General features: G+C 70.7%; 21 protein-coding genes. 13 read left to right on the top strand and 8 right to left on the bottom strand.

Translation table 11 applies throughout. The features are described 5' to 3' along the window. Positions 1 to 67: 67 nt before the first annotated feature. Positions 68 to 409: a hypothetical protein gene (locus tag BMY74_RS26290; RefSeq protein ID WP_030475304.1), complete on the bottom strand. Its 342-nt coding sequence runs from the start codon at positions 407 to 409 to the stop codon at positions 68 to 70. Positions 410 to 819: 410 nt separating this feature from the next. Between BMY74_RS26290 and BMY74_RS26285 the strand changes: the two genes are divergently transcribed. Both BMY74_RS26285 and BMY74_RS26280 read left to right on the top strand, forming a co-directional pair. Continuing rightward, positions 820 to 1,581 (top strand): glycerophosphodiester phosphodiesterase family protein, encoded by a 762-nt coding sequence (locus BMY74_RS26285; RefSeq protein ID WP_245786369.1) that lies wholly within the window; start codon positions 820 to 822, stop codon positions 1,579 to 1,581. Between the two features lie 54 nt (positions 1,582 to 1,635). Then, on the top strand, positions 1,636 to 3,048 hold the full coding sequence (locus BMY74_RS26280) for an MFS transporter (protein ID WP_089920631.1): 1,413 nt from the start codon (positions 1,636 to 1,638) through the stop codon (positions 3,046 to 3,048). On the opposite strand, the gene BMY74_RS26275 is transcribed toward BMY74_RS26280, so the two are convergent. Next, positions 3,045 to 3,920, bottom strand: a complete 876-nt coding sequence (locus tag BMY74_RS26275) for a hypothetical protein (protein WP_143091712.1) — start codon at positions 3,918 to 3,920, stop codon at positions 3,045 to 3,047. The genes BMY74_RS26280 and BMY74_RS26275 overlap by 4 nt on opposite strands. After that, the gene (locus tag BMY74_RS26270; protein ID WP_245786368.1) at positions 3,917 to 4,264 is read right to left on the bottom strand and encodes a PadR family transcriptional regulator; all 348 of its coding nucleotides are present in this window, start codon (positions 4,262 to 4,264) and stop codon (positions 3,917 to 3,919) included. Before BMY74_RS26270 ends, BMY74_RS26275 begins: the two co-directional genes overlap by 4 nt. Before the next feature lie 464 nt (positions 4,265 to 4,728). Between BMY74_RS26270 and BMY74_RS26265 the strand changes: the two genes are divergently transcribed. Both BMY74_RS26265 and BMY74_RS26260 read left to right on the top strand, forming a co-directional pair. Next, positions 4,729 to 5,484 (top strand): thymidine kinase, encoded by a 756-nt coding sequence (locus BMY74_RS26265; protein WP_089920625.1) that lies wholly within the window; start codon positions 4,729 to 4,731, stop codon positions 5,482 to 5,484. Positions 5,485 to 5,722: 238 nt separating this feature from the next. Next, complete coding sequence (locus BMY74_RS26260; protein WP_030466135.1) at positions 5,723 to 6,067, top strand: RNA polymerase-binding protein RbpA; 345 nt, start codon at positions 5,723 to 5,725, stop codon at positions 6,065 to 6,067. A gap of 57 nt (positions 6,068 to 6,124) precedes the next feature. Here the strand turns inward: BMY74_RS26260 and BMY74_RS26255 are convergent, their stop codons facing one another. Continuing rightward, on the bottom strand, positions 6,125 to 6,766 hold the full coding sequence (locus BMY74_RS26255; protein ID WP_177229924.1) for a TVP38/TMEM64 family protein: 642 nt from the start codon (positions 6,764 to 6,766) through the stop codon (positions 6,125 to 6,127). A 30-nt stretch (positions 6,767 to 6,796) separates the two neighbouring features. Between BMY74_RS26255 and BMY74_RS26250 the strand changes: the two genes are divergently transcribed. From BMY74_RS26250 to BMY74_RS26240, 3 genes are all read left to right on the top strand, one after another. Then, positions 6,797 to 7,621, top strand: coding sequence for an aldo/keto reductase (locus BMY74_RS26250; RefSeq protein ID WP_089920621.1), 825 nt, complete (start codon positions 6,797 to 6,799; stop codon positions 7,619 to 7,621). Between the two features lie 13 nt (positions 7,622 to 7,634). Further along, positions 7,635 to 8,087 carry an SMI1/KNR4 family protein gene (locus BMY74_RS26245; protein ID WP_089920620.1) on the top strand — a complete coding sequence of 151 codons (453 nt, stop codon included), beginning with the start codon at positions 7,635 to 7,637 and terminating at the stop codon, positions 8,085 to 8,087. Positions 8,088 to 8,277: 190 nt separating this feature from the next. Next, entirely contained in the window at positions 8,278 to 8,703 is a 426-nt protein-coding gene (locus BMY74_RS26240; protein WP_089920617.1) for an MgtC/SapB family protein, read from the top strand. Here the strand turns inward: BMY74_RS26240 and BMY74_RS26235 are convergent. The 3 genes from BMY74_RS26235 to BMY74_RS26225 form a co-directional block, all read right to left on the bottom strand. Then, complete coding sequence (locus BMY74_RS26235) at positions 8,700 to 9,008, bottom strand: DUF1540 domain-containing protein (protein WP_089920614.1); 309 nt, start codon at positions 9,006 to 9,008, stop codon at positions 8,700 to 8,702. The genes BMY74_RS26240 and BMY74_RS26235 overlap by 4 nt on opposite strands. A 109-nt stretch (positions 9,009 to 9,117) precedes the next feature. Beyond that, positions 9,118 to 9,885 (bottom strand): amino acid ABC transporter ATP-binding protein, encoded by a 768-nt coding sequence (locus BMY74_RS26230; protein ID WP_089920612.1) that lies wholly within the window; start codon positions 9,883 to 9,885, stop codon positions 9,118 to 9,120. After that, the gene (locus BMY74_RS26225; RefSeq protein ID WP_089920610.1) at positions 9,882 to 11,351 is read right to left on the bottom strand and encodes an ABC transporter substrate-binding protein/permease; all 1,470 of its coding nucleotides are present in this window, start codon (positions 11,349 to 11,351) and stop codon (positions 9,882 to 9,884) included. Before BMY74_RS26225 ends, BMY74_RS26230 begins: the two co-directional genes overlap by 4 nt. Before the next feature lie 66 nt (positions 11,352 to 11,417). Between BMY74_RS26225 and BMY74_RS26220 the strand changes: the two genes are divergently transcribed. The 6 genes from BMY74_RS26220 to BMY74_RS26195 all read left to right on the top strand — a co-directional run bounded on the left by BMY74_RS26220 (position 11,418) and on the right by BMY74_RS26195 (position 16,982). Then, positions 11,418 to 12,194 (top strand): alpha/beta fold hydrolase, encoded by a 777-nt coding sequence (locus tag BMY74_RS26220; RefSeq protein WP_143091711.1) that lies wholly within the window; start codon positions 11,418 to 11,420, stop codon positions 12,192 to 12,194. A gap of 73 nt (positions 12,195 to 12,267) precedes the next feature. After that, on the top strand, positions 12,268 to 12,855 hold the full coding sequence (locus BMY74_RS26215; protein WP_089920605.1) for an NADPH-dependent F420 reductase: 588 nt from the start codon (positions 12,268 to 12,270) through the stop codon (positions 12,853 to 12,855). Further along, positions 12,852 to 13,874, top strand: coding sequence for an LLM class flavin-dependent oxidoreductase (locus BMY74_RS26210; RefSeq protein WP_089920603.1), 1,023 nt, complete (start codon positions 12,852 to 12,854; stop codon positions 13,872 to 13,874). The genes BMY74_RS26215 and BMY74_RS26210 overlap by 4 nt, the downstream gene beginning before the upstream one ends. Before the next feature lie 167 nt (positions 13,875 to 14,041). Next, positions 14,042 to 14,833, top strand: a complete 792-nt coding sequence (locus BMY74_RS26205; RefSeq protein WP_256557477.1) for a glycoside hydrolase family 20 zincin-like fold domain-containing protein — start codon at positions 14,042 to 14,044, stop codon at positions 14,831 to 14,833. A 224-nt stretch (positions 14,834 to 15,057) separates the two neighbouring features. Beyond that, the gene (locus BMY74_RS26200; RefSeq protein ID WP_245786367.1) at positions 15,058 to 15,747 is read left to right on the top strand and encodes a response regulator transcription factor; all 690 of its coding nucleotides are present in this window, start codon (positions 15,058 to 15,060) and stop codon (positions 15,745 to 15,747) included. Next, positions 15,744 to 16,982, top strand: coding sequence for a sensor histidine kinase (locus BMY74_RS26195; protein WP_245786366.1), 1,239 nt, complete (start codon positions 15,744 to 15,746; stop codon positions 16,980 to 16,982). The genes BMY74_RS26200 and BMY74_RS26195 overlap by 4 nt, the downstream gene beginning before the upstream one ends. 64 nt (positions 16,983 to 17,046) lie before the next feature. Here BMY74_RS26195 and BMY74_RS26190 read toward each other — a convergent pair whose 3' ends face one another. Then, positions 17,047 to 18,543, bottom strand: a complete 1,497-nt coding sequence (locus BMY74_RS26190) for an aromatic amino acid ammonia-lyase (protein ID WP_177229922.1) — start codon at positions 18,541 to 18,543, stop codon at positions 17,047 to 17,049. Positions 18,544 to 18,578 lie beyond the last annotated feature (35 nt).

Here is an 18,578-nt window from a genome sequence, read left to right as displayed (position 1 = left end):
TCATGATCGTCCGATCACCGGACGTAAGCAACCCGCTACGCCGGTCAGTTCGATGTTGTGCGAACGGCTATCGCAGCCGCTCCAAACCCTTCGCCGACTCCACCAGCTCCGCCGCCAGCTTCCTCAGCTCCTCGTTCTCCGCCCCGTCCTGCGCCGCCGTCACCACGTCCTCGGCGGCACACCGCAGCTGGAACAACCTGTCCTGCAGATCCGCCAGCTCCGCCGTGCTCAGCACGACGGCGTCCTCCGGCAGACCACCGCGCTGCAACGCCGCCCGGCGCTCGTACGCACGCTGACGACACGGCTGCGCGCAATAACGCCTCGGCCGACCGATCCGCCCACTCCCCGGCAACCGCCTCCCGCACCACGCGCAGTGCCTGGGCTCATCCGCCTCCATGGAGCGCTCCATGGCGCGCGACGGTAGCGAATCGCGGTGGGTGGTCTCCAGCGACGCGCCAGAAAGCCCGACCTTCGTAGGGAACCGGACACTACCCGCCGGGCCGTTGGTGTCGCATTCGGGTGCAGGCGGTGGCCTCGGGTGGCGGAGCGCAGGCCGGATGTGCACTGGTCGCCCCGGCCTGGGGCGGATCCGGCACACCGGTCGCCTCGCGCGATGCCGGCCCAGCCGCGTTCTGGCCAAGTCCCGGAGACCCGGACCGGCTCCCGCTCCTTTGCTGTTGTTGGGCGTGAGCTGCTGTGGGCACGTTCCGCCGTGAGGCTTGCTTTTGGTCAACACTGAAGTAATAGAAAACAAGAAGAAAGTGTGCCGCCACCCACCGTCCACCCCGGAGCCACCGCCACCAGGCAGACTCACCTGCCGTGACCCACCCCTACCTCGCAGGCCCGCGCCCCCGCGCCTTCGCCCACCGCGGCTGGCACGTCGACGACCTCACCGGCATGGAGAACTCGCTGAGCTCCTTCCGCCGGGCCGTGCAGGAGGGCTACCGCTACATCGAGACCGACGTCCACGCCACCTCCGACGGCGAGGTCGTCGTCCACCACGACCACACGCTCGACCGCACCACGGACGCCCGAGGCGTCGTCTCGGACCTCTCCTGGACCGAGGTCAAACGCGCCAACGTCGGCGGACGCGAACCCATCGCACGACTCGCCGACGTCCTCGAGGAACTGCCCGACACCTTCTTCAACATCGACGTGAAGTCCGAGAACGCGGTCGAGCCGATCATCACCCTGCTGCGCCGGTGCAAGTCCCTGCACCGCGTCTGCCTCGCGAGCTTCTCCGACAACCGCCTCGCCCGCCTGCGCCGCATCGCCGGACCCGAACTGCTGACCTCCATGGGGCCGCGCTCCGCCGGCGCGCTCTGGGCCGCCGGCCGCGTGCCGTTCGCCGGACTCGCCGTCCGCGGACAGGTCGCCCAGGTGCCCGTCAGCCAGGGACGCCTGCACATCGTCGACCGCCGGTTCGTCCAGGCCGCCCACCGCAGGTCCCTCGAAGTGCACGTGTGGACGATCGACGACGAGGCCGACATGCGCGCCCTGCTCGACCTCGGAGTGGACGGGCTCGTCACCGACCGGCCCGACGTCCTGCGCGAAGTTCTCCGGTCCCGCAACAGCTGGTAACAGGTTGGACAGTCGATCAACTGCCGTGTCGGCGGACAAGTACAGTCCGCCGACATGAAGGTCAAGGGCGACGACACCGCCGACGCCAACAACGCCGGGCGCCGCAAGAAGGAACAACGCGGCTGGGTCTGGTACGACGTGGCGAACTCCGTGTTCCCCACGTCGGTGATCACCGTCTTCCTCTCGCTCTACCTCACGAGCATCGCGACCAACGCGGCCAAGGCAGACACCGCGCTCAACGGGACCAACCCGTGCGCGAACGACAACGCCTTCGACCACTGCGACGTCACGATCCTCGGACTGCAGTTCCCCTCCGGATCGCTGTGGGGCTACCTGCTCTCCATCGCGACCGTGATCCAGGTGATCGTGCTGCCCGTCATGGGCGCCATCGCCGACCGCACCCAGAACAAGAAGAAGATGCTCGGCTTCTTCGCCTTCACCGGCTCCGCCGCCACCATCGCGCTCGCCGCCGTCGAAGGCACCAACTGGAAGCTCGGCGTCGGACTCTTCGTCATCGCCAACATCTGCTACGGCTCCAGCGTCGTCGTCTACTACGCCTTCCTCCCCGAGATCGCGACACCGGACGAACGCGACGCCGTGTCGAGCCGCGGCTGGGCCTTCGGCTACCTCGGCGGCGGCGTGGCCCTCGCCATCCAACTCGGCATCACCCTGTCCGCCGACGCCCTCGGCATCACCTCCGGCGACGCCGCGCGCATCGCGTTCGTCATCTCCGGCATCTGGTGGGCCGCCTTCACGATCATCCCGCTGCGCGCCCTCACCGAGCACCAGAGCCCGCACGGCGGCGAGCACGGCGCCTCGGTGATCTCCGCCGGCTTCAAGGAACTCGGCACGACCCTCAGGCAGGCCAAGGCCTTCCCGCTCACGCTCGCGTTCCTCGGCACCTACCTCATCTACACCGACGGCATCGCCACCGTCGCCAACGTCTCGGCCCAGTACGGCAGCGTCGAGCTCAAGTTCGAACAGCAGACGCTCATCACCGTGATCCTCATCGTCCAGTTCGTCGCCTTCATCGGCGGCGTCCTGCACGGCTTCGTCGCCAAGCGCGTCGGCGCCAAGAAGACGATCCTCGGGTCCCTGGTCGTCTGGATCGTCGTCATCACCGCGGCGTTCTTCGTCCAGGCGGGCGACGAGCTCCAGTTCTACTTCGTCGCGGCCGGCATCGGCATCGTGCTCGGCGGCACGAACGCCCTGTCCCGCAGCCTGTTCAGCCAGATGGTCCCGCCAGGACGCGAGGCGCAGTACTTCTCGCTCTACGAGGTCGGCGAGCGCTCCACCAGCTGGCTCGGCCCGCTGGTGTTCGCCGGCGTCGGCCAGGCCACCGGCAGCCTGCGCCCCGCCATCCTGGCCCTGATCGTCTTCTTCGTGGCCGGGTTCGTCCTGCTGATCTTCGTGCCCGTCCGGCGCGCCATCAAGGCCGTGGGCAACAAGGAACCCGCGCTCGTCTAGTTCGCCTGCGGCGCCGTCTTCGGGCGGCGCCGCAGCGGCCACACCACGGCGAACACCAGCAGCACGCCGAGACCGGCCGAAACGACATCTCCCCCCACGAACGCCAGCAGCAGCAACGGCACCAGCTGCAGCGCCGCGAACAACGACAACGCACGCCCCAGCACCACGTCACCCCGCACGAACGCCACGCCTCGCACCACCACGGTGACCAGCCCGGCCGCCAGCACCCCCGCCCCGGTCGCGACCCCGCCGAGCACCCCCAGCAGCACCGCTCCCCCACCCCACCACAGCAGCCTGCGCGCGGGCGGCGCCGGTGCCTCCCGGTGGAACCCCAGGCACAGGCATGCGAACGTCACCAGCGACGGCAACTGGAACACGCTCCACGCCAGCGCGTACTCGGGCTGCGCCAACGCGACCAGGGACAGCACCACCGGAGCCCCCGCCGCCACCTTCGCGAGCGTCCGCCGTCCGCTCAGCAACACCCCGAACGCCACCAGCGGCCCCAGCTCCAGCACCCGCCACCACCCCGGCGCGGGCTCCCCGGGATCACCGGCGACGACGTCCACCACCGCCGCCGTCGCGTAGAAGACACCGAGCAGCAGCCCGAGCACCCCCAGCGCCCGCACCACCTCACCGCGCCACACGACCTTCGCCGGCACGCTCGAGAGCGCCGCCCCGGCCGCGAGGTGGGTGCGCACCGCGAGCCCGAGGATCGCGGCCGTCTCCCCCCACCCCGGCCAGCTGTGCTCCAGGTCGAGCTCGTCGGTCCGATCGGCCAGGAAGATCCCGACCATCTCCTCCTCGCGGTCCGCGCGGTACCACCGCGGCAGCACCCGCAGCAACGACCGGTACCGCCGTTCCAGATTGCTCATGCCCGACTCGCCCACGCCTGGACACCCCTCCCCCTCAGCACCGCCGTCGCTGCCCGCACGTTCGCGCTCAGCCTCGCCACCTCCGCCTGCAACGCCCGCACACCCGAGTCGGTGAGCTTGTAGTAGCGCCGCAGCCGGCCCTGGTGCACCTCCTCCCGGTCGCGCTCGGCCAGGCCGTCCGCCACCAGCCGGTCCAGCACCCCGTAGAGGGTGCCGACCCTCAACACCGTTCGACCTTCGGACAGCTGCTCGACCGCCTGGACGATCGCGTACCCGTGCAGCGGCTCCTCCGCCAGCGCGGTGAGCACGAGGAACGTCTGCTCGGACATGACCCGACCACTCATGTCGCTGAATATATCGCTGCGCGAGTTATATCGGGAGCCTGAAACCTTCGGATTGTTAATTTCGGCCAACACTGAAGCTATCGAGTACGTCGAGCACGCTTCGACGCCTCGACGGCGGCCGTGGGATGAGGCGCCAGACCTCGGCCGGCGACAGCCGAACCGAAGCGCCGCCTCGGCCGAACCAGAAACGCCGGGTTTCCACGGCCGGCAGGAGGAGGCGGGTGCGTTGTCGTCAGCCGTTCTGCTTCGCGAGCCACTCCCCTCCCCCGGTTCCGACCCCGGGTCCGTTTCTCAGTCCGCACTGAAAGTTTCGAGGAGGTCGATTCGAGAAGTGTGTTTAGAGTCCCCTCGAAGCGGCTATGTCGTCCCGAAACAGCAGGTCGCACTCAAGGGGGCGCACGATGGCGAGGGACAGACCGCGGGGATTCCTCATGATCGGGATCCAGGCACTAGGGTGACCCGCCGTGGACGCCCTTCCCGATCCGACAGACGCCCTGTCCGCCGTACCTGTCGCTGGTTCCCGGCGCTCGACGCCGGTGGTGGGGCACCTGAAGTTCTTCTTCGGCCCCATGGACTGCGGCAAGTCGACGCTCGCACTGCAGATCGACCACAACAACTCGCGCCAAGGCAGGCGCGGGCTGCTGCTGGTGCGGCACGACCGGTCGGGGCGCCCCCAGATCTCGAGCCGCATCGGCATCACGCGCGAGGCCGCGGAGATCCGCGACGACGACCTCCTCCGGCTGGTGCGGGCGGAGTGGGCCGAGGGCCGGCGGGTGGACTACCTGATCGTGGACGAGGCGCAGTTCCTCACCGGCGCCCAGGTGGAGCAGCTCGCGGAGCTCGCGGACGACGTCCAGGTCGACGTGTACTGCTTCGGGCTCGCCACGGACTTCCGCGGGGAGATGTTCCCGGGGTCGCGGCGGCTGTTCGAGCTCGCCGACGAGTTGAACGCGATCCAGGTCGAGGTCCTGTGCTGGTGCGGGGTGCCGGGACGGTTCAACGCGCGGGTGCGAGCCGGTCAGGTGATTCGCGCCGGGAACACGGTCCTGGTCGCCGACACCAAATCGGACACGGAACAGCACCGATCGGGTACGGAGAGCAACGGTGTAACCGAGACCACGGAAACTACCGTCCGTTACCAGGTGCTCTGTCGGCGTCACTTTAGGTTGGGTGACCTCGGCCCTGACGTCGCACAAAGTGGTCAACTTCGGTTGGCATAGGCGACTACCCACGGCCGCCACTGGGCCATTAGAGTGATGCATGAGCGCAGGAGCTTGATAACGCGTCACGATCCTGTGGCGATCGCATCCATTAGTAGGAAGCCTTCGTTGACGAGTGAACGACGTCACTGTGGGCGACCATGAGAGCGAACCGGAAACAAACGGAGCAATCCGGGCGTTGCACACGGTGAGCAAGAAGCCTGGGCCCCGGCCCTGAGCCGAGCGAAAGGACACCGCCATGGCCGACCGCGTTTTGCGTGGCAGCCGGCTCGGAGCAGTCAGCTACGAGACCGACCGCAACCACGATCTCGCTCCGCGCCGGGCAGCGCGGTACGCCTGCCCGAAGGGACACGACTTCGAGGTCCCCTTCTCCGACGACGCCGAGTTGCCGCCGACCTGGGAATGCCGCCTCCACGGCACCGAGTCGAAGATCATCGACGGGGTCGAGCCGGAGGTGAAGAAGGTCAAGCCGCCGCGCACGCACTGGGACATGCTCCTGGAGCGCCGGTCGATCCCCGAGCTCGAGGAGCTGCTCGACGAGCGCCTCGAAGAGCTCCGCGGACGCCGCACCCGCACGGCCTGATCTCGCAGACGCTTCAAGCCGTCCCGGTCTCCCGCCGGGGCGGCTTTTTGCGCACCTCTAGGAGGCCCGTGCGGCCGTCCTGATCAGGTTCCGGCCCCACCACACCCCGAGGGCCGCCAGCACCGCCCAGATCGCCAACGCGACGAGGGAACGGGGTGAGCCGAGGTCGCTCAGGGCGTCGCCCAGCACCGCGGCGAGCACGGTCGAGGGCACCAGGCCCAGCGCCGTGCCGAGCGCGAAGTGCCGGCCGCGCACCGCCGTGACGCCCGCGCCGTAGTTCGCCAGCGTGAACGGCAGGACCGGCAGCAACCGGATCACGAGCGTCGCCTCGACCCCCCGGCGCGCGAAGACCCGTTCGAGCACCGCCAGCCGCTCCCCGAGCCAACCCTTCACCGTGTCGCGCCCCAGCACGCGGGCGACGGTGAACGCGATCATCGCGCCCGCCGTGAAGCCCGCGATCGCGAGCACGCTCCCCCACCCCACGCCGAACAGCAGCCCCGCCGCCGTGGCGAGGACCGGTTTCGGGAAGAAGACCGCCGTGCCGAGCGCGCACACCGCCACGAACACGACCGGTGCGGCGTTGCCCGCGCCGTCGACGAGCGCGCGGAGCCCGGCCCCGTCCGGGAGGTCGACGAGCTGCGCCGCGACCGCCAGCGCCACCACGAGCAGCACCAGCAGCACCAGGCCCGCGAGTCGCATCATCCCAACCTACCCGTCAGGCTGGGGAGCATGACCGTGCTGCTCCCCTCCGGCGAGACCGTCCCCGCGCTCGGCATGGGCACCTGGAAGATGGCCGAGGACCCGTCCCGGCGCGACGCCGAGATCGCCGCCCTGCGCGCCGGCCTCGACCTGAGCCTGACCCTGGTCGACACCGCCGAGATGTACGGCTCCGGCGCGTCGGAGGAACTCGTCGGGGAGGCGCTCGGGGACCGTCGCGACGAGGTGTTCCTCGTGTCGAAGGTGCTGCCGTCCCACGCCTCCGCGGCCGGCACCGTGCGCGCGTGCGAGGCCTCGCTGCGCCGCCTGGGCACCGACCGGCTGGACCTGTACCTGCTGCACTGGCGGGGCTCGGTGCCGTTCGCCGAGACCCTGGAGGGCTTCGCGGCGTTGCTGGAGGCGGGCAAGATCCGGCACTGGGGCGTCAGCAACCTCGACCTCGGGGACATGCAGGAACTGACGGCGTTGTCCGACGCGTGCCAGACCAACCAGATCCTCTACAACCTCAGCCGCCGCGGCCCGGAGCACGACCTGCTGCCGTGGCAGGTCTCGGCCGGCATCCCGGTGATGGCCTACTCCCCCGTCGAGCAGGGCCGCCTGCTGGGCTCCCCCGCGCTGGCCGCCGTCGCCGCGCGGCACGACGCCACGCCCGCCCAGGCGGCGCTGGCATGGGTGCTGCGGCGGCCGCAGGTCTGCGCGATCCCGAAGGCGGGCACGGTCGAGCACGTGCGGGAGAACGCGCAGGCGGTGGAGCTGGCCCTGACGGCCGAGGACCTGGCCGAGCTGGACCGCGCGTTCCCTCCCCCGCAGGGCCCGTCGCCGCTGGAGATGCTCTAGCCGGAGCGCCGAGATGACCGTTGAGGACACGTGGACGCGGCTGGAGGAGCGGCTGCGCACGGACGCCCCGAGGCTGCACGCTTCACCGCTGCCTCCCGCCGGCCCCGGGATCACCGGCCTGCCGCCGGACCTGGCCGCGTGGTGGCGGGTCTTCGGCGGGGTCGACCGCGGAGCGCTCGGCGACGAGAGTCCGCTCCTCCCCCGGTACTGGCACCCGCTGGACGTCAGGGTGGCCGTGAACCGGCGCACCTCCGACCGGATCCCCCTCGCGGTGGACTGCCACGAGGACGACCAGCTGCTGTTCGCAGACCTCCGCACCGGGCACGTCTTCAGTGACGAGATGACCGAGTGGCCGAGTGTGGGCGCGATGCTCGACCAGGTCCTGCGGCTCTGCGAGCACGGCCGCGACCGCGACCGCGAGCACAGGCTCCTCCGCTACGACGACGGCCACATCGGCTGGGACTGAGACGCGCGTCCCACTCCCACCCCGGCTTCACGGCCGTGCCGCTACCGTGACCACGTCTTGCCGGCCGGACACGAGGAAGCGAGGTGAGCGACACATGCCAGGCGTCAGTAGCCGGCGCAGGTCACCGCACCTCGCACGCACGTAGTTCTGGCGTGTGACGCACACCCCTGCACGCAAGGGGAGTCACACGATGCACGTCTTCGACATGACATTGCGCATCGCCGAGAGCATGGGCCTCGGCGCACTGATCGGCTTCGAGCGCCAGTACCGCGCCCGCACCGCCGGTCTGCGGACCAACGCCCTCGTGGCGGTGGGTGCCGCGCTGTTCGTCCTGCTGTCCGCGCAGGGCTTCAACGGCCAGGGGGATCCCACGCGCGTCGCCGCCCAGGTGGTGTCCGGGATCGGGTTCCTCGGGGCCGGGGTGATCCTGCGCGACGGGTTGTCGGTCCGCGGACTCAACACCGCGGCCACGCTGTGGTGCGCGGCCGCGGTGGGGTCACTGGCGGGTGCCGGGCTGCACGTCGTCGCGGCGGCCGGCACGGTGGCCGTCATCGCGGTCAACGTCGGCCTGCGGGAGCTCGGCCGGGCCGTCGACCGCAAGGACGACGAGGGTTAACGCGGCTGGTACGTCAGGCAGTTCGCGTGGTGGTCGCCCGCGCCCTGGCCGACCCGCACGCTCTGCGCGGTGCACTCCAGCGAGGCGTTGTGCACGCAGTCGGTGCGCGAACAGGCGCCGACCTGGGCGACGACCTTGTCGAGGCCGCCCTTCGTGCCGAGCGGGATGAACGTGCCGCAGTCCGCGGCGCCGTTGTCGCCGCGCACCGTGATCGCGAAGGCGTGGCAGCCGTCGTGGTTGTAGGAGCAGTCGCTCACGGTGCAATCGTGGACTGCGGGCATCGCCGGGTTCTCGAGAGTGGTCATGTCCGCTCCTGCCGTGGTGGGAAAGGTTCGGTTATTCCGGACCATGCCACCACGGCAGGGAGCTCGCAATTCGAGGATTAATTAGGCGAGCCTATCCTCAAGAATGATTTCAGCCGTGGTCCAGAACGCGTCGCAGGAACCTCCTGGTGCGTTCTTCCCGGGGGTCGCCGATCACCTGACCAGGCGTTCCGTGCTCCACGATCACCCCGCCGTCCAGGAACAACACCTGGTCGGCGACGCGTTCGGCGAACCGGATCTCGTGCGTGACGATGACCGTGGTCCACCCTTCCGAGGCGAGATCTTTGATCACGGCGAGCACCTCCCCCACGAGTTCCGGGTCGAGTGCGGAAGTCGGTTCGTCGAACAGGACGACTCGAGGTTTCAAAGCCAGCGCACGGGCAATGCCCACGCGTTGCTGTTGTCCGCCGGAAAGCTGGTGCGGGTACGAATCGGCCTTGTCGGCGAGGCCGACCTGGTCGAGCAGCGTCCGCGCCTCCCCCACGACCTCGTCCAGCGGGCGCTTCTGGGCCACGACCGGCCCCTCGGTCAGGTTCTGCAGGACCGTGCGGTGCGGGAAGAGGTTGTGCGACTGGAACACCATGCCGCTCTGCGCCCGCAGGCGTGCGCTCTCGGCCCGACCGGCCTTGCCCGGCGGCAGTGCGGAGAAGTCGACCGACACGTCGTCGATGCGGACGACGCCGCTGTCCGGGGTGTCGAGGGCGTTGAGCGAGCGCAACAGGGTGGTCTTGCCGGAGCCGGACGGTCCCAGCAGGACGGTGGAGGTGCCGCGCGGGGTGGTGAAGTCGATGCCCCGCAGCACGTCGAGCGAGCCGAAGGACTTGTGCAGTCCCGTGACCTCGATGCGGATGTCGGTCATGCGATCACGTACCTGTTCAGCCTGGTCTCCAGTCGTTTCTGCCCGGCGGACAGCGCCACGCAGATCACCCAGTAGTAGAGCCCCGCGAACGAGTACAGGGCGAGGAACTCGTTGCTCTCGGCCGCGGCGAGCTGCGACTCGCGGAAGAGCTCCGTCAGCAGCACGACCGAGCCGAGCGACGTGTCCTTGAGCAGTGACAGCAACGTGTTCGACAGCGGGGGCACGGCCGTGCGGGCGGCCTGTGGCAGCACGATGCGGCGCAACGTCTGCGCGTAGCCGAAGCCGATCGTCGAGGCCGCCTCGAACTGGCCGCGCGGCACGGACAGGATCGCCGAGCGGATCACCTCCGCGGCGTAGCCGGCGACGTTCAGCGAGAACGCGACCACGGCGGCGGTGAACGGCGGGAACTTCAGGCCTATCTGCGGAAGGCCGTAGAACACGATGAACAGCTGCAGCAGCAACGGTGTGCCGCGGATGATGGAGATGAACGCCCTGGCGAGCCCCGAGAGCACCTTGTACGGCGAGATGCGGGCGAGGGCCACCAGCAGCGCGAGCACCAGGCCGATCGCGAACGACAGCGCCGTCAGCGGGATGGTCACCTTGACCAGGCCCACGAACATCGGCCACGCCGTGGAGGCCAGGACGTCCCAGGTGCTGCGCGGGCCGCGTCCTTCCGACAGGTCCGCCGCGCCGCCGTTCTCCACGGACACGTCGGCCTTGAAGTACTTCTGCGAGATGCCGCGCAACGTGCCGTCGGCCTTCAGCGCCGCGATCGCCTGGTCGGCCTGGGACAGCAGCGCGGAGTCGGCCTGCCGCAGCGCGAGCACCTGTTCGCTGCCGGACTGACCCGCGTCGCCCGCGATCTCGACGTCCTTCGAGCCGGTGGTGGCGAGGTAGTCGAGGACGGCGATGTTGTCGTTGACGATGGCGTCGACGCGTCCCTGCTGCAGCAGCGCCGCCGCCTGGGCGAAGCCTTCGACGGCCTCCACGTTCGCGCCGGCGTCCCTGGCGACCTTCGCCCAGTTGCTGGTGCTGGACTGGGCGGTGGTCTTGCCCCTCAGGTCGGCGATCGAGGAGATCCGCTGGTCGCCGGTGCGGCGGACGATCACGCCGCGCGAATAGGTGTAGGTGCTCGACAGGCCGTACTTGGCGGCGCGTTCGGGGTTGCGCGAGACCTGGTTCGCGATGAGGTCGATCCTGCTCGCGTCGAGGGCGGGGAAGATCGCGTCCCACTGCGTCTCGACGAACTCGAGCCGCCACCCCGCCTTCGCGGCGATCGCCTTGACGACCTCGATGTCGTAGCCGGTCAGCTCCTGGGTACCGGGGTCGTGGAACGAGAACGGCGGGTAGGTGCCCTCGGTGCCGACGCGGACCAATGGTGGTTGCTCTTGTTGCGCGTTCGCCGGTGCGGGGACGACGATCAACAGCAGCAGGAGCAGCACCGCGCCCCTGAACACTTGTCGCATCCAGGCAGGGTATTGCCGATCGGGCAGACGGCGCTGAAGATCCACTATGCGGGACGGGGTGCGCGGATGACCACGGTGACCACGCCAGACGGGCAGCTCGTGTCCTACGTGGACCACGGCGGTGACGGCCCGGTCGTCCTGCTGCTGCACAGCTTCCTGATGGACTCCTCGATGTGGGCGCCGCAGGTCGAGGCGTTCGGCGACCGCTACCGGCTCGTCGCGGTCGACGAGCGCGGGCACGGCGGCACGCCCGCGACCGGGCCGTTCGACCACTGGGACGTCGCCCGCGACGCGCTCGCGGTGCTGGACGCGCTGGAGGTCGACCGGGCAGCGGTGATCGGCACCAGCCAGGGCGGGTTCGTGGCGCTGCGGATGGCGTTGCTGGCACCCGAACGGGTCACCGCGCTCGCGTTGCTCGGCACGTCCGGTGAGCCCGAGGACGAGCAGATCTCCGCCGCGTACCAGCAGCTCGCCGAGGTGTGGATCGCGCAGGGACCGGAGACGGTGACCGAGGCCGTCGCGAAGATCTGCCTGGGCGAGTACGACCCGTCGGACTGGACGCCGAAGTGGGCCGCCGTGGAGCCGGACCGGCTGCGGCTGGTCATGACCGCCCTGGTCGGCCGCGAGGGCGTGCTGGACCGGCTCGCGGAGGTGGGTGTGCCCGTGCTCGTGCTGCACGGCACCGCCGACCTGGCCTACCCCGTGACGAAGGCCGAGGCGCTCGTCGCCGCGCTGCCCCGAGCCGAACTCGTGCTGGTCGAGGGTGGCGCGCACTTCCTGAGCCTGACGCACGCCGCGGACGTGAACCCGCACCTGGAGCGGTTCCTCCGCGCGCACGCCTGACCCCCGCCGGAATAAACGGGGTGCGGTCCGGTTAAGCTAGGTGACACATCAACTAGCGAGGACCGGGTGCGCTGTGAAGATCGCTGTTCTGGGTGCGGGCCACGTCGGCCCCGTCATCGCGCGCCTCGCCCTGGCGGCGGGGTACGAGGTGGCCATCGCGGGGTCCGGTGACCCGTCGCGGATCGAGATGATCACCGACTTCCTCGCGCCCGGTGCCGTCGCCACCTCGGCGGCCGACGCGGTCGCCGACGCCGACCTCGTCGTGCTGGCGATCCCGTGGCACCGGTTCGGGTCGGTGGAGCCCGCGACGTTCGCGGGCAAGGTCGTCATCGACTCGATGAACCACTGGCCGCCCGCCGAAGCGCCGCTAGGCACCAGTGAAGAGGTGGCCGCACGGCTCGTGGGCGCGCACGTCGTCAAGACCCTCAACCACGTCGCCTACCAGGACATGGAACCCGCGGCCGGTCGTGCGGTGGGGTACGCCGGTGACGCGCCGGCCGCGCTCGGCGCGGTCGCGGACTTCCTGGCGCGCCTCGGGTTCGACCCCGTGCCGGTGGGTCCCCTGACCGCCGGACGGCTGCTGGAACCCGGCAGCCCGCTGTTCGGCGTCGCGGCGACCAGGCAGGAATTCGAGAACTTCGTCAAGGAGCAGCAGTCATGACCACCACGTTCGGGCTGGACACGTTCGGCGACGTCACGCACGACGCCGACGGCACCCCGCTGAGCCACGGCCAGACCATCCGCGACCTCGTCGAGCAGGGCGTGCTGGCCGACCAGGTCGGCCTCGACTTCTTCGGCATCGGCGAGCACCACACCCCGGACATGCCGCTGTCGGCCGCCGACGTCGTGCTGGCCGCCATCGCCGCCCGCACGTCGTCGATCCACCTCGGCTCGGCCGTGACGGTGCTCAGCTCGGACGACCCGGTGCGCGTCTACCAGCGCTTCTCGACGCTCAACGCGGTGTCGGACGGTCGCGCCGAGATCATCCTGGGCCGTGGGTCCAGTGTGGACTCGTTCCCGCTGTTCGGCTACGACCTCGCCGACTACGAGGACCTGTTCGAGGAGAAGACGCACCTCTTCGCCGAACTGCTCAAGGGCGGCAAGATCACCTGGGAGGGCAAGACCAGGGCGGCCCTGCACGAGCAGGACGTCGTGCCCCACACCGAGCCGTTCCCGACGTGGATCGGCGTGGGCGGCAGTCCGCAGTCCGTCGTGCGCGCGGCCTCGTACGGCTTCAACCTGATGCTCGCGATCATCGGCGGCCACCCCGGCCGCTTCGCCCCGTTCTCCGAGCTCTACAAGCACGCGCTGGAGAAGTTCGGCCACGCCCCGCTGCCGATCGGCATCCACTCCCCCGGCCACGTGGCGGAGACCGACGAGCAGGCCCGCGAGGAGTTCTGGCCGCACTACCTCGACGTGATCGGCAGGCTCGGCAAGACGCGCGGTTTCGCCACGCCGACGCCGGAGTCGTACGCGCACGAGGTGGGTCCGCACGGCGCGCTGTTCGTCGGGTCGCCGGAGACGGTGGCGGAGAAGATGGCGCGCACCATGAAGAAGCTCGACGCGAGCCGGTTCGACCTGAAGTACGGGATGGGCGGGCTGTCGCACGAGTCGCTGATGCGGGGGATCGAGCTGTACGGCACCAAGGTCGTGCCGTTGGTGCGCGACATGCTCGCCTGAGGTGGGCGGGGCCTGCCGGCCCCGCCCAGCGCGTCACTTCCGCCTCGGAACAGGCGCGACCGGCACCGCGGGTGTGACCGGCACGACAGGCGCTGGAACGACGTTGCACGTCACTTCACCGGAACTCTCCTGATACACCCAGCGTTGATCCGCTGGAGAGGAAACCGGTGATTGTTCCCATGCCCACGAGCGCGCCCCGTCGCACGGGCTCGTTCGTACTGACCGAGGACGTGACCGTCCGGGTGACCGGCCAGGCGCGCACCGCGGCGGCGATGCTGCGCGAGCACGTCTTCCGGCAGACCGGCTACCTGCTGGCGGAGTCGCCCGACGGCATGCTGATGGTGTCGCACGACCCGGCCATGCGCGGGCTCGGCCCCGAGGGGTACGCGCTGCTGGTCAGCAACGACGCGGTGATGCTCCGGGCCGGCACGCAGGCGGGGCTGCGGCACGGCGTGCAGACGTTCCGGCAGCTCATGACGAACGACGGCACGGTCCGCGCGGCCGACGTGCGCGACTCCCCCGCGTTCGCGTGGCGCGGTGTGTCCAGCGCGCTGCTGCCGCCGGCCGAGATGCGCAAGGCCATCGACAAGATGGCCGCCTACAAGTTGAACGTGCTGCACGTGTTCCCCGAAGGTGACCCGGACGCGCTGCGCGACCTGGTCGAGTACGGGCGTGATCACGGCATCACCGTCGTGCCCGAGCTGAGCCCGGCGACGATCGAGCTGCTGGACCTCTTCCCGAGCCGCTGGGTGCACATCGGCACCGCCACGCTGACGACGAAGTTCGCCGGTCTGCTGGAACGCCACGGCAAGCTGCCGGTGCGGTGGCACGACGGCAGCACGGCCGTTCTCGGCCCGCACGGCAAGCTCGCCGAGGGCGACGACGGCCTGCGCGCCGTCGCGACCGCGGGCTGGGTGGGCGAGCTGCGCACCGCCTCCGCCGTCGCGCCCGCCTGGTAGCGCGTTCACAGTCGTCGCGTGATCGCAGGTCACGCGACGACTCCCTTCACATGTGGAAGTTTGGCTCCAGCGCGTCTCAACTGGCGCGGAACCGCGTGGAAGACTGAATTCCGCTGCACCCGGCTTTGTGATCACAACTGTGAATTTCCCGGTGCCTGTCCATTGCCTGTTGCCCGGTGCCGGCGACCTGGTCCGCCCCTGCTCGCGGGTGCATTGTGGTTGCCGTGCGGGCATCTTCGAAGATCAGGTCGGCCCACCGCTTCCGGTTGCTGCTCGTGGACGACGACCGGGAACTGGTGGAGCTGCTCGCCGCGGTGCTGCGCGGCGAGGGTTATGACGTCGACGTCGCCCTGGACGGGCAACGCGGGCTGCACCTAGCGCTCACCCACCCCTACGACGTGGTGGTGATCGACCGGGGCCTGCCGGTGATCGACGGGCTGGACCTGTTGTCCCGGTTGCGTTCCCGGTCCGTGCGGTCGCAGGCGCTGATGCTCACCGCGATGGGGTCGGTGCGCGACAGGATCGACGGCCTCGACGCCGGCGCGGACGACTACCTGACCAAGCCGTTCGACCTCGGTGAGCTCGTCGCCCGGCTGCGGGCGCTGTGCCGGCGCGCCGCGGAACTGGCCGCGGTGCTGCGGATCGGCGCCGGCCGGTTGGAGCTCGAACAACACCAGGTCGTGCTGCCCGACGGCGAGAAGGTTCCGCTCACCACCAGGGAGTTCGCGCTGCTGCGCGTGCTCGCCACACATCCCGAGACGGTGCACACGCGGGCGGCGTTGCGGCGCACGGTGTTCCAGGACGCGCCCTCGCCGTCCATTGTGGACACCTATGTGCACTACCTGCGGTCCAAGGTCGGCCGCTCGGTCGTGCAGACCGTGCAGGGCATCGGCTACCGGCTGGGGGCGCTGTGAGGGCGTGGGCCGAGGCGGAACGCGCGGAGGTCCGCCGCGCACGGCTGAAGGTGAGCGTGCTGGTGGGCCTCGCGATCACCGTGATGATCACGTTCGTCGGCGCGATCGCGTACGTCGTGATGGCGCACTCGCAGGAAACCCAGGTGGCACGCGAACTCCGGTACAACGCGGTCTACGGCGTGCCCGGCATCGCACCCCGCTGCGCGTGGGTGTTCGTGCTGGAGGACGGCGAACTGCACCTCGGCCCGCTGGAGGTGCCCGGCGGCTTCCCGCTGCGCGACGACCTCTCGTCGGTGCACGCGTCGGGCTCGGCCGTCTCGCGCGACGTGTCCGCGAACGGCACCGAGTACCGCGTGCTCACCGCCCCCGGCGCGGACGGCACCACCGTGCAGGCCGTGTTCGACATGCGCTACCAGCTCTCCGACCGGACACACCTGGTGCAGGCCCTGGCGATCGCCCTCGCCGCGGGCCTGCTGGTGGCCGCGCTGATCGGCCTGACCGTCGGCCGCCGCACCGTCGCCCCGTGGGCGGAGGCCCTGGCGCGCCAACGCCGCTTCGTCACCGACGCGAGCCACGAGCTCCGCACCCCGATAGCCCGCGCCTACCTGCGAGCCCAGCTCCTCGCCGCCGGCCTGCCCGCCGACCAGCGCACCGACCTCGACGCCCTGGCCAGGTCGATCCGCGGCCTCGCCGACGTGGTCGACGACCTCCTGGCCTCGGCCCAGCTGACGCAACGCCAGGACCACGCCCCCGTCGACCTGGCGGACGTGGCGGAGGCGGCGGTGGTGGGCGAGACCGAGCGGGCCGCCGAACGCCGCATCACGTTGTCGTTCGACCACCCCGGACATCCCCTGGTGGTGCCCGGGGTGGAGACCGGGCTGCGGCGGGCGGTCGACGAGCTGCTGGCCAACGCCGTGCGGCACACGCCCGAAGGTGGGCGGATCTCGGTGGGGGTGCGGGCCGTGGCCGGGGTCGTCGAGTTGTCGGTGGCCGACACCGGGTCGGGGTTCGAGCCGGGTCAGGCGGAGCGGTTGTTCGAGCGGTTCCACCACGGGGGCGGGGAGGGGCGGTTCGGGCTGGGGCTCGCGTTGGTGCGGGAGATCGTGAGCGGGCACGGCGGGACCGTGGAGGCGTCGGGGGCGCCCGGCGTGGGGGCCCGGTTCACGTTGCGGATACCGATGGCGGAGGTCGGGGACGTGGTGGTGCGGGAGCGGGTGACCAGCGTGCACCTGTGAACAAGGTGTGGCAGGGCCGTCGTCCAGGGGGCGGCGGCCGACGGTCAGGGCTCGCGCTGCCGCCTCACCACTCCCCCGAGATCACCACCTCAGCCGCCACCCGCACGTCCACGTCCAACGGCCGGTCCGGGTCCACCGGCTCGATCACAGCGGCCAGCGCGTCCAGCAACGCCGCACACCGGGGCGCGGTGGGCCGCCGGCCTCCCACGTGCACCGCCTGCCGCAGCCCCAACGCGAGCGACCCGCACAGCAGCCGCAGCAGCTCGGCCAGGTCGTAGGCGCGCAGGGCGGCCTGGGTGCCGAACGGCACCACGTCCTGGTTGTGCAGGTTGGTGGGCAGGCTCTGGGTGCTGGCGGGCAGGACCCCGCGCCGGATCTCCGCCACGAACGCCGTCGTGGCGAGTTGGACGCCCTGCAAGCCGTGCTGGCGGCCGGGGCCCGCGGCGAGCATCGGGGGCAGGCCCGTGTTGCGGGCCGGGTCGACGAGGAGGTCCAGCTGGCGTTCGGCGAGGTTGCCCAGGGAGGCCGTGACCATCGCCAGGACGTCGGCGGCGAAGGCGGCCGGTTGGCCGAAGAAGTTGCCGCCGTGGGCCACGAGGTCGTCGTCGGGGAAGAAGAGCGGGTTGTCGCTGACGCCGCCGAGGTCGGCGGTGACCACGCTGTCGACGTATCGGAGGGCGTCCTCCGCGGCGCCGAGGAGTTGGGGTGAGCAGCGGATGCTGTAGGGCTCCTGCAAGGCGCGCAGGCCGCTGGGCTCGGTGCCGGCCAGCGTGGAGCGCATCCACGACGCCACCGCGGCGGCGCCGGGGTGGCCGAAGGCGGAGATCAGCCTGGGGTCGGCGAAGCCGGGGTCCGCGCCCAGGACGTCCACCAGAAGACAGGTCAGTGAGGCCAGCGCTCGGTGGGAGGCCCGTACCGAGGACAGGGCCAGGGCCGTGGCCGCGGTGGTGACGGACGTGCCGTTCACCAGGGCCAGGGCGTCGCGGCCGTCCAGCGACAGCGGTTCCAGGCCCGCGGAGGTCAGCGCCTCGAGCGCGGGCAGCCGGACGCCGTCGAGGTACGCGTGGCCGCGGCCGCGCAGGGCCTGGGCGGCGTAGGCCAGCGGGATGAGGTCGCCGCTGGCGCCGACGGAGCCGTAGCGCGGGACGGCCGGGACGAACGTGGTCGCGAACATCGCCGAGAGCCCCGCGACGACGTGCGCGGACACACCGGACAGGCCCTGGGCCAGCGACCAGGTGCGGACCAGGAGGGCGGCGCGGGTGATGTCGAGGGGCAGGTCGGGGCCCTGGCCCGCACCGAGGTGTGCGAGGGTGTTGTCGCACTGGTCCGCCTCGGTGGAGCGGCCCGCGAAGCCCACCAGGGCGCCGAACCCGGTCTTGGCGCCGTAGACGGGTCGCTCGTCGTCGGCCAGCACCGTGCGCAGGTACGCGCGCCCGCGTTCGACCCGGTCCAGCACCGAGGAGCCGACCAGCACGGGGTGTGGTGTCGAGGCGCGCCGCAGGTGCGCGACGGTCAGGGGCGAACCCAGGTCCACGGACGTGTCTGATGCGGTCGTGGTCACCTGACGGACGGTAGGCAGCCGATCTCAGAAAGTTC

This window comes from Lentzea albida (assembly GCF_900111005.1).
In the GTDB taxonomy this organism is placed as follows: domain Bacteria; phylum Actinomycetota; class Actinomycetes; order Mycobacteriales; family Pseudonocardiaceae; genus Lentzea; species Lentzea albida.
This window is presented reverse-complemented; position numbering and strand designations above follow the sequence as displayed.

What these genes read in the sequence shown, in the direction of transcription:
- BMY74_RS26255 (WP_177229924.1), bottom strand. Translation starts at nt 6,766, where the DNA reads ATGCGACTCGCGGGCCTGGTGCTGCTGGTGCTGCTCGTGGTGGCGCTG.
- BMY74_RS26290 (WP_030475304.1), bottom strand. Translation starts at nt 409, where the DNA reads ATGGAGCGCTCCATGGAGGCGGATGAGCCCAGGCACTGCGCGTGGTGC.
- BMY74_RS26235 (WP_089920614.1), bottom strand. Translation starts at nt 9,008, where the DNA reads ATGACCACTCTCGAGAACCCGGCGATGCCCGCAGTCCACGATTGCACC.
- BMY74_RS26220 (WP_143091711.1), top strand. Translation starts at nt 11,418, where the DNA reads ATGACCACGGTGACCACGCCAGACGGGCAGCTCGTGTCCTACGTGGAC.
- BMY74_RS26270 (WP_245786368.1), bottom strand. Translation starts at nt 4,264, where the DNA reads ATGAGTGGTCGGGTCATGTCCGAGCAGACGTTCCTCGTGCTCACCGCG.
- BMY74_RS26280 (WP_089920631.1), top strand. Translation starts at nt 1,636, where the DNA reads ATGAAGGTCAAGGGCGACGACACCGCCGACGCCAACAACGCCGGGCGC.
- BMY74_RS26230 (WP_089920612.1), bottom strand. Translation starts at nt 9,885, where the DNA reads ATGACCGACATCCGCATCGAGGTCACGGGACTGCACAAGTCCTTCGGC.
- BMY74_RS26240 (WP_089920617.1), top strand. Translation starts at nt 8,278, where the DNA reads ATGCACGTCTTCGACATGACATTGCGCATCGCCGAGAGCATGGGCCTC.
- BMY74_RS26210 (WP_089920603.1), top strand. Translation starts at nt 12,852, where the DNA reads ATGACCACCACGTTCGGGCTGGACACGTTCGGCGACGTCACGCACGAC.
- BMY74_RS26225 (WP_089920610.1), bottom strand. Translation starts at nt 11,351, where the DNA reads ATGCGACAAGTGTTCAGGGGCGCGGTGCTGCTCCTGCTGCTGTTGATC.
- BMY74_RS26275 (WP_143091712.1), bottom strand. Translation starts at nt 3,920, where the DNA reads ATGAGCAATCTGGAACGGCGGTACCGGTCGTTGCTGCGGGTGCTGCCG.
- BMY74_RS26250 (WP_089920621.1), top strand. Translation starts at nt 6,797, where the DNA reads ATGACCGTGCTGCTCCCCTCCGGCGAGACCGTCCCCGCGCTCGGCATG.
- BMY74_RS26245 (WP_089920620.1), top strand. Translation starts at nt 7,635, where the DNA reads ATGACCGTTGAGGACACGTGGACGCGGCTGGAGGAGCGGCTGCGCACG.
- BMY74_RS26260 (WP_030466135.1), top strand. Translation starts at nt 5,723, where the DNA reads ATGGCCGACCGCGTTTTGCGTGGCAGCCGGCTCGGAGCAGTCAGCTAC.